The organism is Psychrobacter sp. BF1, assembly GCF_019279065.1.
Lineage (GTDB): Bacteria > Pseudomonadota > Gammaproteobacteria > Pseudomonadales > Moraxellaceae > Psychrobacter > Psychrobacter urativorans.
The window spans coordinates 24,004-39,026 of record NZ_JAGYWV010000004.1; the positions used below are offsets into that span (position 1 = coordinate 24,004).

General features: G+C 42.5%; 6 protein-coding genes, 1 tRNA gene and 1 pseudogene. 5 read left to right on the forward strand and 3 right to left on the reverse strand.

Going from position 1 to position 15,023, the window contains the following annotated elements:
• The first annotated feature begins 44 nt into the window (after positions 1–44).
• The 3 genes and pseudogenes from KZA12_RS06210 to KZA12_RS06220 all read left to right on the forward strand — a co-directional run bounded on the left by KZA12_RS06210 (position 45) and on the right by KZA12_RS06220 (position 3,028).
• Positions 45–677: an AbiV family abortive infection protein gene (locus tag KZA12_RS06210; protein WP_218689621.1), complete on the forward strand. Its 633-nt coding sequence runs from the start codon at positions 45–47 to the stop codon at positions 675–677.
• Between the two features lie 203 nt (positions 678–880).
• A complete protein-coding gene (locus KZA12_RS06215) occupies positions 881–1,693 on the forward strand; it encodes a restriction endonuclease (protein WP_218689622.1) in 813 nt (270 codons plus the stop codon).
• Positions 1,694–1,890: 197 nt separating this feature from the next.
• Positions 1,891–3,028, forward strand: a pseudogene (locus tag KZA12_RS06220) (IS3 family transposase).
• Between the two features lie 113 nt (positions 3,029–3,141).
• On the opposite strand, the gene KZA12_RS06225 reads toward KZA12_RS06220, so the two are convergent.
• The 3 genes from KZA12_RS06225 to KZA12_RS06235 all read right to left on the reverse strand — a co-directional run bounded on the left by KZA12_RS06225 (position 3,142) and on the right by KZA12_RS06235 (position 5,507).
• A complete protein-coding gene (locus tag KZA12_RS06225; protein ID WP_218689623.1) occupies positions 3,142–4,344 on the reverse strand; it encodes an integrase arm-type DNA-binding domain-containing protein in 1,203 nt (400 codons plus the stop codon).
• Between the two features lie 167 nt (positions 4,345–4,511).
• A tRNA-Arg gene (locus KZA12_RS06230) sits at positions 4,512–4,587 on the reverse strand.
• A 77-nt stretch (positions 4,588–4,664) separates the two neighbouring features.
• Positions 4,665–5,507: a hypothetical protein gene (locus KZA12_RS06235; RefSeq protein WP_218689624.1), complete on the reverse strand. Its 843-nt coding sequence runs from the start codon at positions 5,505–5,507 to the stop codon at positions 4,665–4,667.
• Between the two features lie 558 nt (positions 5,508–6,065).
• Between KZA12_RS06235 and KZA12_RS06240 the strand changes: the two genes are divergently transcribed.
• The gene (locus tag KZA12_RS06240) at positions 6,066–10,454 is read left to right on the forward strand and encodes an exodeoxyribonuclease V subunit gamma (RefSeq protein ID WP_218689625.1); all 4,389 of its coding nucleotides are present in this window, start codon (positions 6,066–6,068) and stop codon (positions 10,452–10,454) included.
• Positions 10,455–10,535: 81 nt separating this feature from the next.
• Positions 10,536–15,017 carry a UvrD-helicase domain-containing protein gene (locus tag KZA12_RS06245; protein ID WP_218689626.1) on the forward strand — a complete coding sequence of 1,494 codons (4,482 nt, stop codon included), beginning with the start codon at positions 10,536–10,538 and terminating at the stop codon, positions 15,015–15,017.
• Positions 15,018–15,023: the final 6 nt, after the last annotated feature.

Consider the following 15,023-nt stretch of genomic DNA (forward strand, 5'->3'; position numbering starts at 1 on the left):
TGTATTTTATATTTATCATAAAGTAGATAAGAGAGAGTAAAATTTTGGATGAGAGCGGAAATAACATAGCCGTAGAAGCTTCTGTAATATTTTCAGATGGGTATACAGGTTTACATGGTCGAGAAGAGTATAACGATGCTGTTGCTCACATTTACGATCTGATATTCGCATCATATACTTTGTTGAAGAATGATAGTTTTGCCCCCTCTCTTTTTTTATCAATTACTATATTTGAAGAAATTGCCAAAGTAAAAGCTGGGTATATGCGTGCAGCACAACAAAAGGATTTACTAAAAGTAAAACGAGGAAAAGATCATCTCTTTAACCATGCTATGAAACATAAAATTGCAATATCACCTATTTATCTAATTGGTGACCGTATAGCTAATAGTATTGGTGCTGATAGAGCTAAGGAGATTTTCGAAGGCTATAGTTCTGGGGAATATTCATCACTAAGGGAAAAATCGTTATATTTTGCGCGGGATAATGAATGTTTACATATTCCATCAAAATATGTTGATTCTAATCTAGCTGCAGAGCATTTGTTAATAGCCGTTGAAATTTTTGTTGATGAGTTTTGGGGTATGACTACAAGCGCATCGACCATATGCGATAAGGCTAATGAGTTCTATATAAAAGTGGAAACTATCCTTAAAAATGTGCAACAAACCAATTAGGAGAGATCATGAACTTTATCGGCGATGAGCCAGATACTATAGAGCCATTATGGCGATACTTTAAAACAGAAAGGTTCGGAAAATAGCTACTAAAAAGGGTATCGGTGATAGAGTAGATATATCAAGCTTGAAAGGCACACCACGATATACATGAGTTAGACAGGACAATTTTTACGCTTAGCTAAAAGGATACTCTAAACTCTATGATTGATAACCCATATCCCGATAAATGGCAAGACCTCCAATTAGGTGTGAAGAGAATATTTCGCAATGTTGGCTTGTCGTCACAGATTGAAGTAGATATACCCACCCCACGTGGCTCCGTTAATATTGACGTTTTGGCTATCGACGGACGGAGCTTAGACAATATAAAATATATTGTAGAATGCAAAAACTGGGGCTCATCTATCCCTCAGTCTGTTGTACATTCATTTACGACTGTTATGCATGAGACTGGAGCCAATGTTGGATTTATTATTTCTAAGCACGGGTTACAATCTGGAGCAAAGGAATATACGAGAAATACAAATATTGTTGGTCTAACTTATTTAGAGTTTCAGCAACGATACTTCGAAGCTTGGTGGACAAGGTATTTCTGTCCTCGTGTTGGGGACGCTGCAGATCGTGTTTTTCAATACACTGAAGAATTTGGTAGTTACCGTGATAGAGAGTACAACAAGCTTTCTCAAGAAAATAAGGATTTATTTGATCAGTTGCGTTCAGAGTATCGAGTATCTTCATTTATGTTGGCAATGTTCAACGCAGCCAGTTTAAGCCCTATGATTAATACTGGCACTTTACTTAATCCACCTTCCGATCTAGAGAGTTTTAAGATAGAAGTTCTATCTAACATTACACCAGGAGTCACATGGTATGGCACAACTTTTCGCGAGTTGCTAGATGGTATCTTACAATACTGCATAGATGCAGAAGAGAGTTTTAACTTATTATTTGGAAGATATATCTTTGATACAGCTCCAATTAGCGGTGTAGGAATAGATGGACCATCTATTTAAATGTCTGTTTAAGATAAGAAGCTTTACTTTGGGTGGACTAGCAGGCTCAAAAAAGCATCAGCATTAATTACAAAGGCTACGTTTCGAAGCCTGTATATCGCACCGATCACGAATAGAATATGTATGGTAGGTACACTGAGTTATGCTGTAGTGGCATAATAAACTTGGTAAACTAACGACTCAATAAGGAGTTTACCATGACCAAGAAAATAAGAACCTACAGTACAGAATTTAAAGCAGAAGCCGTTAAGAGGATAGCAGACAACAACGGCAATATTTCAGCGACTGCAAAGCAGCTTGGCATCGTCATGCAAACCTTATCGAACTGTAACAACAAAGCCAATCAAGGCAAGCTTGTAGGGACTGAGCGGTATGATCCACAACTTATGGCCGTGATGGAAGAGAACAAGCGCCTCAAACGACAGCTTAAAGTTGTCGAAGAGGAGCGAGAGATATTAAAAAAGGCGACGGCGTACTTCGCCAAGCATAGCTAGTCAGGTACGCCTTTATTAAAGATAATCAGCAGATATTTAACGTCACCACTATGTGCTGTGTGTTAAGCGTCAAACCATCAAGCTATTACGATTGGAGTAGTCGCGATATCAGCGAGCAGCAGATACATCGCGACCATTGTGAGCTATTGATTAGAGCTGTTCACAGTGAAACTCGTGAGCGCTACGGTGTTGAGCGTTTGCATGCAAAGCTAATAGAGCAAGGCCATGATATTAGCTTGTACATGGTAAAACGAATCAAAGAAGAATACGGCATCAAATGCCGCCGACATAAGCGCTTTAAAGTCACCACTGACTCCGATTATAACAAGCTTGTCTATCCAAACGTGCTGGATAAAAAGTTTAATGCTAAGCGCCCCAATGAGTCTTGGGTCAGTGACATCACTTATATTTGGACTGCTGAGGGTTGGCTGTACTTAGCTGGAGTTAAAGACTTATATAACAAAGAACTTGCTGGATATGTCATAAGTAAGCGAATGACAGCTGATTTAGTTTGCAGTGCGTTGAACATGACAATTAAGAATAAAGGACCAAGCCAAGGGCTGATTGTACATTCTGATAGAGGCAGCCAGTATTGCAGTCATAACTATCACAAGATCATCAATCAGCATCATTTTAAAGGCTCAATGATTGGTAAAGGTAATTGCTTTGATAATGCTCCAATAGAAAGCTTTTGGAGCTTATTGAAGAATGAGCTGGTATATCACCAAGACTATAAAAAAGGTTTACAGCAACCAACGAGATCACACAATATATGGAGCTGTACTATAATCAAACTAGAATTCAAAAGGGTTTAGGCTATCGATCGCCAAGGCAGGTGTAGTTTTACTTTTACCGTCAGGCTGCGTAACTAAAATCTCCCAAGTTTAACTGTACGGATTTGACGGCAGGGGTCATAAGCTCTAATGCGTTAAATGGCAGAGCTTACTTTATTGTTCACAATTTCAAAATATCTAAATAATCCGCCCATTTTTGCATCATTTCTTTACGCTCTTTGAGCAGGGTAGTTCTGTTATACGCGCGACCGTGCATATCACGCACGCGGTGACCCAGCTGCATTTCAACCAACTGTTCACTAAAGTTGAGCTGTTCGACAATCATGGTGCGGGCGCTGGCGCGGAAGCCATGGATAGTGTGGATATCACCAGCAATGCCAAGCCGCTTGAGAGCTTGGTTCATGGTGTTCTCGGACATAGGTTGGACGCTGGTGTGAATGGCAGGGAAGACGAACTCACTCCTTCTATGCTCAGATAGGGCGGTTAATATCCCTAGGGCTTGATCTGGCAGGGGTACAATTAAGGACGTGCCAATCTTACGCTTTGTCTTTCGAGGGGTGAAAGTCCAAGTCTTTTTTTCTAAATCGAACTCATCCCATTTAGCATAACGTATTTCACCAGCCCTGACAAATAACATCGCAATTAATTTTAAAGCGCTCCTAGTCTCAAATAAGCCATTGTAATCATCAATAGCACGTAACATAGCGCCAAACTCAATAGGGTCTAAAATGGCAGGGTAGTGCTTCACAGGCGGCTGTTTTAAAGCCCCTTTCAAGTCTTGCGTCACATCACGCTCACACCTTGCTGTTTGCACGCCATACCTAAACACTTGACCCGCTAGCGACTTCATCTTTAATGCTGTTTCAAGAAAGCCTTTAGATTCGACTGGCTTGCAAGCGTCCAGCACGTCTATAGGCTTGATATGACTGATTGGCATGTTACCTATAACCTCGCTCAAATAGGCGGCATAGCGGCGGTTATTTGAATGCGTGGCGGGTGATAGGTGAATCTGCCTTGATATGTACTCTTCCGCAATCATAGCAAATGTATTATTGGAATCTAAAATCTGTTGGCGTTCATCATCCTTTTTGACTTTGCGCGGGTCTTCACCGTTGGCAAGTTGAGCCTTGATATCACCTCTTAACTTTCTTGCGTCTGCCAAGCTGATTTCAGGATATTGCCCCAGCGTCATTGTTACTCTTTTTTTAGTAATTGGGGTAGTGAAATCAATACGCCATGATTTTGTGCCCATCTTACTAACGTGTAAATACAAGCCGCCGCCATCGGTTAAATTGTATGCCTTGCCAGTAGTCTTGGACTGGCTAACCTGAGTGTGGGTAAGGGGTTTTACTAATTTAGCCATTTTATACAGTATCCTATTTGTGGTTTTTGGTTCGATACTGTATAGAATACTGTAATTTATCCAGTATGCAACTGGTATTTAAAGGCATCTACTGGTAGATAAAGGTCACAAAAAAGCCCTGAAAGCTATGCTGACAGGGCGTTAAAGGGTGTTAAAGGTATGTATTGTGGTGCGCCCACCAAGACTCGAACTCGGATCGATCGCTTAGGAGGCAACTGCTCTATCCTGTTGAGCTATAGGCGCATAAGGGAGGACTATTGTAAGAAAATTATCATAAAAAAGCAATCGGCTGATTATAAATAGTCGTTATTCACTAGCATTTATCTACCGCTGGATAAAGCATCAGTGATTTTTACTGAATCGTTATTATTAGCAGCTTTGCTACGAGATGTGGGATTAAACAAATCATCTACACTGCTTTTATAACCATCAATATTGTCATAATTATATTTTTTTAGAATATCTTGGCCCGTGCTAGAAAGCAGAAAGTTGCGAAAAGTAACCGCTATAGGATTATTGGTCAAAATAACGCCTTGTACTGCCTGTTGATCCTTTAGAGCATAGCTAAACGACACTAAATTTCGGGTCTCCTTGTTGGTGCTTTTGACTATACTGGCTGGAGTATTGCTATTGCTATTATCACTACTAGCTTGCACTGTAGTGTGAATCACCTTTTCTACGCTGCCTGAAGTGACGCCTTTGATTAAGGTTTGCTCAGCTTTGACTTGCGCTTTATTGAGTAAGGCTTGTAAAGCGGTTATCTGGGTTTCACTGAGCTTATCATCCGTAATAATCATGTCGGTATTGAAGACTAAGGGAAAAGGTTGGGCCGCTGATAGCGTAGTATCGGCTAAGGTAAGCAGTGAGTTCGTAGGCATGTAGTGAACTAATACTTTTACTTTAGGATAGCGAGACTCAAAGCGCACGATCACCTCATCTAAAGGGGCTTGTGAGACATCGGCTGCCTGTAGATGCAATAGGCTAATAGCGCTATCAGCATCATCATTCTCGTTATCATTAACGGCTGCTATAAAGTCACTGGATACAATCGGTAATGGGTTAGAATTTATTGCATTACTGCTCCATAGCCAAGCAAACACCGCAGCAAAAATCATCAATACTAATAAGATTAATCCTGCCAATAGCAGCTTATAGTTTTTCATAGAGGCGAGCTCATCACTTTATAGTTATGCAATTACAGAGTTTTAGAAGAGTAGCAGCAGTTAGAAGAGCAGCGACCATTTATTATATTGTCTATAAGCTCAGCTAGCATAATAATGAGTGCTCTTCATCTTTAATATTCAATAAGCTTACATTCTATACTATGGCTGGTTTTTAATACGACATTAGATGTCGCAAGCTAGTTGATGGTGGCTAGTATAATTAACTACCCCCTAGCAAATAACCTTTATCAATGTCACACTAAACCTGCGACGACTATAGCCGCATAACGCAGGTTTTATACGGTAGTCAGCACTAGTTAAACGCTTTATTAACCAATAACTAATGGCTGCAAATAATGCCTGCTGGGTTATAAACAGCGCTATTTTAACAGAAATCCAAAATAGGCACGACTGTAAAACTTGGCCTTGAGCGCTACTTAGCTTATAAACTATTCACTCATAAAGTCAGCCAGCTTACATGACTGTCTATGAATTACTTACTATTAGTTACTCGTTGCTTATTACTTACTATCAATTATTATAATTAGATCCCTATTTATGTTTACTATCATTCAATCGCATCGTACTGAACGTCTAGTTGAGCACTTACTGAGCGCTTATAAGTCTAAAGATCAGCCTATTTTTGCAGAGTTTATTGTTATTGTACCTTCTATGGTGCTTGGTGATTGGCTGGATAAGTCTATTGCCAGTCAAGCTGGTATTAGCACTTTAGTCACTACCAAGTTTTGGGGACAGTATCAATGGACGTTGATGCAAAAAGTCTTGGCTGAGCACAATATATGGTTGGAAGCCAATCAGCGTTCGTCAGAGATAGTTACCGTGCCAGAAGTAGCGGTGTTGACTGGGGCGGTGATGCAGTGGCGTCTGTTTGGTTACTTTACTTATTATCAAGCACAGATTATGGCTGATGATAAGCACCCTTTATATCCGCTATTAATAGCGTTACTGGATGAAGGCTCAGATCGCAGTCAACAAGATATACGCTTATGGTCATTGGCGACTGACTTCTCGCGACTATTTAGTCGTTATCTAAACCATCGCGATGATTGGTTGAAGCTATGGTCTGACAATCAGGCGGTGGATGTAGAGCTACTCATCGCAGCCAAAGATAAGCTGACCCTAGAGTTTGACAGCAATGCTGGCATGACACCTGAATGGTTGGTTGCCCATTATACTGAGCTAGAAGTCGCTCAGAGGCATTTATGGCGCTTGTTATTCTCTGCTGTCTATCAGCATCGCGCTTCTATCGAGACCCGCTTTTGGCAGATTATGAAGGCAGATAGCCTTGAGACTGGGGTAGACGTGCCAGCGCTATTACCTAAGAAGTTGCATATTTTTACTATTCAGCAGTTGCCACAAAACGAGCTGGACTTTTTGCAGCAGCTGTCAAAGTATATCGACATTACCTTACTGCATTATAATCCATCACAGCTGTTCTGGGCGGACATCGTCGATAAGCAATGGTTACAGCGTCAGCAAGTGATCAATCCTAAAAGTGTGTTTTTACGAGATTATGGACACACGCTTTTGTCACGTCTTGGCAAGCAGTCACGTGAGACTTTTGCTATGCTTGCGAGTCTATCGGGTAATGAGCAGCATAAAGATTTTAAGTTAACTTGGCAGGATCAGTTCGACGATGAGTTTGAGGATAACCAAACTATAGAGCAGCCGTTAAGTCTGCTGGCACATTTGCAGCAAGATGTATTGATGCTTGATGAAGGGGCTACGCAACAGAATACTGCTGGGCGTTTGAGTGCTGCGCTTAGCAAACAGCTTCAATCTGATCTGAGGGATGAAGTCGCTATTGACAAAAATAGCCTAAGCAAAACTGATGATAACAACCATAATAACAATGACTATGACAATAATGCATGGTACAGCGATGATAGCTTAAAAAGCAAACAACACCAGCAAGCACGGCAGTGGCAATTATCACAATACGATAACAGCTTGAGTATTCATTCTTGCCATAACCTACAACGTCAGCTGGAAGTGCTACGGGGCATGATAGGTCGCTGGCTTAATGAGCAAAATACTGATGGAAGCACACGCCATCTATCAGATATTGTAGTGTTACTACCTGATGTTGATCGTCATCATGAACTCATAAATTCAGTATTCGTCAATGGACAAGGGCAAGATGGTCTGAGCTTGCCAGCTAAAGTAACTGGCGTCGTTGATAAGTCTATTCGACAGTTGTGGGAAGCGATACGTGGTTTTTATGGCCTGTTAGGTAGTGATAGTGCGCGCTTTGAAGCGGCTGAAGTGTTTGATTGGCTGATGCTGCCCCCATTGTATGAAAGCCTTGGTTTAACTCATGAGCAGATGAGTCGGGCTTGTGATTTGCTAGAGCAAGCGGGTTTTGTACGCGGTTTTGATGAAGCGCACCTACAGCAAACGCTCGATAGTGAAGATTATGATTATCGGTTTAGTTTTGCTCATGCCTTAGATAAGGTGGCGTTGGGTTTAGTGATGCCAGAAGCGCCTATTAGTACTTGTCTATACCCTGAGCATTGGCAGAATAATACCTTAGCCGAAAAAACCGTGCCTATGTCAGCGATTGGGTTGACTGATGCGGCGATTGTTGAAGCGTTATGTCGGGTCTATAGCGGCTTAAATCATTGCCGTTATGAGTTTCAAGCTCGGCATAATGCTGAGAATTGGCTCAATAATATTGAGAACCACATCATTCATCCTTATTTTGGCGCTCTTGACCAAACTCGGCCAATGCGGGCTATTTTTAACGCTATGAATGGCTTTAAGAGTAGCTTAAGGGCGAACCGCCATTACCAGCATTGTCATACTGATAGTGACCACCAAGCGGACGCTATGCTAGAGGAGGCCTTTGATTCTTCTAGTAGCTCGAAGTCATTACAGCTCGAAGCCAGTCAAGTAGAGGCCAAGCTGTCGCAAGTTAGTAATTTACCACTTAAGCTAAGCTTTATGCTGGATAGTATTGAAGATGAGCTTGAGAGCCAGCAAGTCAGTGCTGAGCCGACAGGGGTGATTACTTTTGGGCGCTTTGGGGCCCTGCGTAACGTACCCTTTGGTCTAGTAGTGATGCTGAATATGGATTTGTCCGAGTTTCCTAATCGTGACCGTGACAACCGTTATGACTTGATGAAATCTGGGCTGGCACGCCGCGGTGATCGTTTTAGTGAAGACGATGATAATGGCGCATTTTTGGATGCTGTACTCTGTGCTCGTAATGCTTGCTGGATTTTTTATAATGGTCAGCGCCTAACAGATACTCATGAGCATTTGCCCGCCAATCCGGTAAGTGAGCTGTTGCAATTTTTAAAAGGTGAAGTGCAATGGCAGTGGGATCCGTTAAAAAACGAGCAGCTTAACCACAAGCTGTTAGCGACTGCTAATAGTGAAGGTGATGAGGGCATTGATACTGATACTGATGAATGGGCGTTGACTGCGCAAGTGCAGCGTTATTTACCTAAGCTAATCGAGCAATGGTTGGTTACTCAGCATCCTGCGCTACCCTTTGCTCAAGAAGTGTTTGTACAGTCGCCAACTGCTTTAGCGGATGCAGATAGTTCAATGGCTAGCGACGATAGTGGACAAGCCCTTATTAGCTTATTAGCACACGCTATGCAAAAAGAAAAAGCCTATCAACAAAGCACTAATGCGCCAGCACGAGTTTGGCATGAAGTGTTTGAGCGCTTGCAGTACCAGACTGATGAGCGGGTTAACCCAGTAAAAGTCAACTTGCCCAGCAAAGAGGATTACGCCAATATTGCTCAGCGTATTGAGCTTATTAACTCCTCTATGCTAGTCGCAGAAGGTAGCAACGAAAGCAGCGATAAAAGTAATAAAAGTCGTTTTGAAATTAACCAAGTAGATATGCAATATTTGTACTACCAAGTGCGTCACCCTGCTAAGCATTTTTTACGTGAGCAGCGAGTACACGTAGTAGCAGCTGAAGATGAAATGGCACACCAAGAGCCTTTATCTTTATCAGGGCTGGGCGCTTATGAAGTTAATTCACAACTGTTGGCTGAGCTGCACAAAAATAACAGTAGTGATACTAGCAGCGCCGGCAATCTAGCGGTTAAAAGTTTGAATAAGCTATTATATGATCCAGTGATGCCAGCAGGTGTGGCACGTCAATCCACCTTACAGTATCAACAGCTCAAGCTACAGCAGCAATGCCAAGAGTTCGCTGAGCAGTTAGCCGCGCTAGGTATCGATATTGATGCTAATAACGATAGTGCTAATACCGGCCATAGCTCTTTACTAACCCCTTGTGCTGAGACTATGACCACAGTGGCTACTCCTGATATAAATCTGCATGGTCAATTGCAGATTAAAGGCCTAGTACCGCTAGCCAGTCACCGCTCAGACCCGTCGTCAGCTGAGCCGTTATCCCCTAGACTGTGGCTAAATATCCTACCTAACAGTGCCCGCACTCAGTATTTACTGCGCTTTTGGTTAGCTCATATCTATTGGCAAGTGGCAAGGCGTACTACAGCGCAGCAAGTCGCGGCTGGCGATGGTAGAAGTATTTGGCGCTTTAATAAAGGTAGCGATGAATACAAAAAATTTAAAGGTAAAACCACCTTCCAGCTAGCACCTATAGCCTATGACCAAGCTCTAGCAGAGTTATTAAAGTGGATAAGGTTCGCATATTTGGCTGGTAAGACGCCAATGACGGTATTGCCTGTCCATGCAGTCGCTTATCTTGATAAAGTAAACGCCGCCACAGATAGTAGTTATCAGCCTAAGCGCAGTGATTTTGACAGTTGGTTATGGCCAAGCTATAACAGCGACATTATTTATGATAGCTGCGCCCAGCATGAATTATGGCAATATATCCTTGATAAGCAAGATGCCTTTACTAAGCTGGCGGATGCCTTGCCAGCATTAGCAAAGCCTTTGTTTGCGGCAATGGACGAAGCCCTAATGGCGTTATAAGGCCGTTTATAATGCTTGTACGGCTTTTTAACGGCTGATGCATAATAATATTAATCGTAAGACTTTGAACAAGTGATTTTTATGGATCAAAATAATAATACTGATAATGGCTTAGAGACAGTTGGTCATGACTATAACAATGCCACAGCTGATCACTCAGGTACTAGTGTAGATAGCCATGCTATCAATTGTCAGGCTACCCCTATATCAGAACAGCCGCCTGCTATCCGTATCAAGCTCAATGGTAAGTATCTTATAGAAGCCTCAGCGGGTACTGGCAAGACTTGGACTTTAACGGGTATTGTTCTACGTCTGCTAATTGAGGCAAAAAGGGCTCCTGAACATATTATCGCCACTACTTTTACTCGGGCAGCTGCTGCAGAGATGCGTCAACGCATCCATGAGCGTTTGGTTGATTTTTATCAACTACTACAGTGGTTTAGTAAGCTACCGATTACCCCTGTTACTCGAGAAATACTCTATCCGCAGCTAAAAGATACCAGCGCTAAACAGGCGAATAATGGCTTAAATAACAGAGCTAATAGTAGAACTGAAAACAGCGATAAAGACTCTAAGCTAGCTCATGCAGCTAGCAAAAAGATAAGCATAGAGCAGCAGAAAAAACGCCAGGACTGGCTCAAAGATCAAGCTAAGCTCTCAGGCAATAAGGATCTTATCGATGATCCTATCAATAGCTATTTGCTCGAGTATCTACTAGATCATACCGAAGAGTATCCGTTAGCTGACGCTCTTAGACGCTGCGCTTTGGTTTTGACCACTTTAGATAAGCTGTTCGTTGGTACCTTGGACAGCTTGTCACAAAAGTGGCTGTCTGAATATAGCGCTGAGACTGGACATCAGCAAGGCATCCAAATCAGTGATCAAGAACAGCTAGTGTTAGAGAGTATTATTCATGATGTCGTGCGTGGCCACCACAGCTACTTATATAACCAGCACAATCAGGTTTATCAGCTATTGCAGCATACTAAGCGACTCACCATACCAGCTGATCATCTGAGTGTCGCTAATAAATCGTTGCAATTTATCTCAACGCCTATCGAGACTGTTGAGATGGGGCCCGAGATAGATTTTGCTGCATATCAGCAAGCCTTAGATGATTTTGTACAAGGTGATTTAAAGGATGTCGAACCGTATTTTGATAAAGACTACCGTAAGGCTCAAGGGTTTCATGGCACAGCAGGTCTAGGCGCTAAAATGGATAGAATTGCTCATATTCAATCTGCTATTCAAAAAAATGGAAAGTTGTTTTTTGCTCATTTAGATGACGAAAATCAGAAGTTCTATGAGGCTCTACCTCTGGCTTTTTTAGCTAAAGAAGAAGGCGGCAAGGGCTTTAATGCCAATAAAGAACCTCAGCGTTTAGCTTTTACTAGCCTAAACAGCATTCAAGCACTAAAACTAGTAACTGATTATGCCAATCAAATTGAGTTATATCTTGATGCTTTAGTCGAGAGCCTAAACCGTGATATAGCGTTAAAGGTAAGGCAAAAACTGCCATCAATACTCGAAGCCAGGCGCGAGACTACTTTTGCCTTGCAAATGGTGCGCTTAAACCAAGCTTTATCAGGCAGGCAAGGTGAGAGGCTGGCACGTTATATTCGCCATCATTATCCAGTAGCGCTTATCGATGAGTCCCAAGATATCAATGGCGAACAGGCGCGCATGATTGAGCGTATTTACTTGTCTAAAAGTAATGACAGCACTAATCAGAAAGTTGGTCGAGGGTTCTTATTACTAGTAGGAGATCCTAAACAAGCGATTTATGGTTTTCGTGGTGGTGACGTCGCCAACTATAACGCCATGAAAGCCAAGTTTGATAAAAACAACATTATGAGCCTTGATGTCAATAGACGCTCTAATAAAGGTCTGGTTACTGCACTGAACCACTGGTTTGGTAGACCGAATCCTGTAGCTGAGTCAAAACAGGCCGTTATTGATAGTGCTAGCCAATTAGCGCAGTTAGGTAATAGTATCTATTATCAACATATAACCGCCTCAAAAATCGATTCGCGGCTCTCGTGGCAAACTGAGGTAGTTCAATCCTCAATAGCGCCGTTAGCGGCTTATCCTATTCTAGCTAATAGCCCAGTGAGTGTGATCCATCTGCCTTACGATAAGCAAGCTAAGTACGATGCTTGCGAGCTCACAGCGTTGCATATAGCGGCATTACTAGCCAGTAAGCAAACTATTGATGGTCGAGCTATCAAGCCAAATGATATCGGGGTACTAGGACGCCGCAAGCAAGAGTTAAAACAAGTCGAGGATATGCTCAGTAAGCTGGGCGTACCTACCTTAGAGACCGCAGAAAAAAACGTCTTCGATACGGCTATTGCCGCTGATTTAGCTGCCTTATTAGAGGCTATGCTACGCCCACAGCGCCGAGATATTATTAATCGGCTGTTGACTAGTAATTTCTATCAGTTGAGCTTAACTGACGTGCAAGCGCTAATGATAGATGAGGACGATAGCTCTACTGCTATGACTAGCGAGCAAATAGCCCTAAAACAGCGCTATCAAGACTTCCAGTTGTATTTAAAGACCGCAGCGTCGTATTGGCAGCATAATGGGGTGTTGTCAGCATTGCATTACCTGTTTGCTCGTAATCCTATGGTGGAGCAAAACTTGCAGCTGTCCGCTCAGCAAGCCAAAAGCCAAAACGTTTGGGTCGGTCTTGCCGACTTAGAAGACGGCGCACGCTATATAATGGATTTGCGTCAACTGCTAGATATCTTAGCGCAGCATGGCATGCACATCGGTGAGTATGAGCTACTAGCATGGTATAAAAAAAATATGCACAGTAGTCGAACGCCAGAGTGGGCACAGCAGCAGCCACTGCCAACAGAGTCGGGCGTACAGCTAATGACTATTCATAAGTCCAAAGGCTTAGAGTTCCCGATTGTCTATGTGATCGGTATGGACAGTGCTAGCCCTAAGGCTGGCGGTCGTAGCGCTCACAACCTATTTCTATATGACTATGATATTGAGGATAATAATACCGAGCGCCGCTTATCTGCTAGTAAAGGAAAGCTGCATAGTAAATCAGCTAAAGGCGAAACTGCCAAAGACTATTATGCACAATTTGAAACGACTGAGAACTATGAAGAGTTCAGACGATTGGCCTATGTTGCTTTTACTCGGGCCAGTGAGCAGCTGTACATGGTATTTAAGGATGCTTATAACAAAACAGATGCAGAGCGGAAGCCAAGTCTGCAATGGTTGAGTTGTGAGGATCACAAGTTTGTACTACCAGATAGATTACAGCCTTATATTAGCTGGCTAGAATATGCTGCTATCGAGCCTATAGCTGAAGCCATTATTAGCAGCAGTGACGCCTCTAAAAGTACCGCTAACCCTGAATCGCTAGTTAGCGCTGATAGCGCACTGCGTATCGATTATCAGACTGCCTATGCGCAAATACAACGTAACTCGTTTAAAGGTTGGGCTAAGACTAGCTTTACGGCTTTATCGCGTCAGCTTGGCGAACAGAGCAAAGCTTTAGCTATTTTTGATGACAATATAGAGGACGATTTAGATCTAACCGATAGTTTAAGCTTATGGTCTAACAAGCAGGCTAATAGCAGTGGTCGATCGTCGCTAACGGCTGATATCAATGCTAATGCCAATACTGATAACGACAGTAGTGATAGCAGCAGTGATAAAGATAGCAATGAAATTAGCGCAGACAATATTCGCTTTCGATTTATAAAAGGTGCTAATGCGGGTACTTTTTTGCATGAGATTTTTGAGAAGATAGATTTTAATAACCCTAGCAAGTGGTCAGCGATTATTGACCAAGGTATTCGTCAGTACCAGCTGCCTAGCAGTTATAGCAGCGCTGAACAGCAACAGCGGCTAGTACAAAATAAAGCGCCAAGGTCAGACGCTCAAATTCAGAGTGAGGATGACTCGGATAAAGCGACACAAGATCTAGCGCTAGCAGCCGCACATAATGAACTAATAGCTTGGGTCAGCGATATCTTAGCGGCGCCTTTACTAGCCTCTGGTCAGCCTTTGCAAGCTATCAGGACTGATCAACGTATTGCAGAATTGAGTTTCAATATGGGTCTAGCAGCAGACTTTATGCCTGAGCATATCAACGAGGTGTTTAGCCAGCACTTACCGGACGAGCCAGAAAAGCATATTACTCTTGATAGCCAGTATTCTAGCTATATCTACCGCTATTTACGCGGTGAGATCGACTTAGTTTATGAGTATGCTGGCAAGTATCATGTATTAGACTATAAGAGTAATTACTTAGGGGATAGCCTAAGCAATTATAATGATGAAAGCTTAAGTGCTGCAATGAACAAAGCAGGGTATTGGCTACAAGCTGCCATCTATCAAGTGGCCTTGCATAGATTTTTGCGTCTGCGTATAGAGGGTTATTCGGGTAACGAAACTAGCTATTTGGGCGCAGTAGAGTATGTGTTTTTACGAGGTATTGATTCGCTAGGTGTTCATAACTATGGACGTATCAAGTGGGATGTTCCCTTTACGCTAATACAAGCCTTGGATGAGATGTTTGGTACGCCAAGCAGTTAGGCTCAG

Bases quoted from the DNA above. Each gene is read 5' to 3' on its own strand.
- KZA12_RS06245 (WP_218689626.1), top strand. From the start codon at position 10,536: ATGGATCAAAATAATAATACTGATAATGGCTTAGAGACAGTTGGTCAT.
- KZA12_RS06240 (WP_218689625.1), top strand. From the start codon at position 6,066: ATGTTTACTATCATTCAATCGCATCGTACTGAACGTCTAGTTGAGCAC.
- KZA12_RS06225 (WP_218689623.1), bottom strand. From the start codon at position 4,344: ATGGCTAAATTAGTAAAACCCCTTACCCACACTCAGGTTAGCCAGTCC.
- KZA12_RS06235 (WP_218689624.1), bottom strand. From the start codon at position 5,507: ATGAAAAACTATAAGCTGCTATTGGCAGGATTAATCTTATTAGTATTG.
- KZA12_RS06215 (WP_218689622.1), top strand. From the start codon at position 881: ATGATTGATAACCCATATCCCGATAAATGGCAAGACCTCCAATTAGGT.